Raw genomic sequence first — 1,418 nt, forward strand, 5'->3', positions numbered from 1 at the left:
CCAACGCCGTGTAGATAGAGCTGTGGGTGGCCGCGTCAAGTCGCCTGAAATGGGACGGAGCTCCTGCTAGAACCGTGTCGACCAAGATCACTGTTCGGTAGGAGCTCCGTGGATGCCCAGTCTGTCATTTCTCGTGAGGTTGTGGTTGCCGCGGGGGCGTTCGCGCCCGGCCATCTCGGTGAGTTGACCCGGATTGTCCCGTTCGAGATGGTCGACGAGGCGCTGGTGCAGACCGGCAGGGTGCAGGCGCGGGTCCGGGATCTGCCGTCTCGGGTGGTGGTGTATCTGCTGCTGGCCGGGTGCCTGTTTCCCGGGCTGGGCTGGCGGCAGGTGTGGCAGCGGCTGACCGCCGGCCTGGACGGTCTGCCGGTCGCCGACCCGACCGGCGGCGCTTTCGCCCAGGCCCGCAGGCGGGTGGGGGCCGAGCCGATGCGCTGGCTGTTCGACCTGCTGCGCGGCCCGGCCGCCGGCATCGACACCACCGGGGCGTGGTGGCGGGGGCTGCTGGTCTGCGCGATCGACGGCACGACGATCGCGGTGCCCGACAGCCCGGCGAACCTGACCGCATACACCAAGCACCGCTGCAACAACGGCGGTTCGGGGTATCCGGCGCTACGGCTGCTGGTCCTGGTGTCCTGCGGCACCCGCACCGTCCTGGACGCGGTGTTCGGGCCGACCACGGACGGGGAGACCACCCAGGCGCCGCGCCTGCTCCGCAGCCTGCGCGAGGGCGTGATCGTGCTGCTGGACCGCAACTTCGCCGCGCAGACCCTGGTGAGCGCCATCACCACCACCGGTGCCCACGTCCTGGTCCGGGTGAAGAGCGGCCGCCACCTGCCCGTGCTTCGCCGCAACCGTGACGGCTCCTACCTGTCCCGGCTCGGCACCGTTGAGGTTCGGGTCATCGACTGCGAGATCACCATCGCCACGGCCGCCGGCCGCCGCACCGGCCTCTACCGTCTGGTGACCACCCTGACCGACCACCGGACCCATCCCGCCACTGAACTGATCACGCTGTACCACCAGCGCTGGGAGATCGAGACCGCCTACCTGGAGATCAAGTCCACCGTTCTGGGCGGCCGAGTCCTGCGCGCCCGCACCCCCGCCGGCCTCGACCAAGAGATCTACGCGCTGCTGGTCACCTACCAGGTCCTGCGTCTGGCCATGGCCGACGCCACCGGCACCCTGCCCCGCGTCGACCCCGACCGGGCCAGTTTCACCATCGCCCTGAACACCGCCCGCGACCTGGTCATCCAAGCCGCAGGCGTCATCGCGGACACCGTCATCGACCTCGTCGGCACGATCGGCCGACGAGTCCTGGCCGACCTCATGCCCGACCGGCGCATCCGCACCCGACCCCGCGTCGTCAAACGCGCGATCTCCAAGTACAACGCCAAAGGCACCGTCGACCGGACCAG

Annotated in this window: 1 protein-coding gene; it reads left to right on the plus strand. The window is 70.0% G+C overall.

The window, feature by feature from the left end; all coding sequences use genetic code 11:
• Positions 1-183 precede the first annotated feature (183 nt).
• Positions 184-1,418, plus strand: a 1,235-nt coding sequence (locus tag OP86_RS32415; RefSeq protein WP_234435139.1) for an IS4 family transposase, incomplete at its 3' end; no start/stop codon positions are given.

The sequence above is a fragment of the Streptomyces novaecaesareae genome (assembly GCF_000716875.1).
GTDB lineage: Bacteria > Actinomycetota > Actinomycetes > Streptomycetales > Streptomycetaceae > Kitasatospora > Kitasatospora novaecaesareae.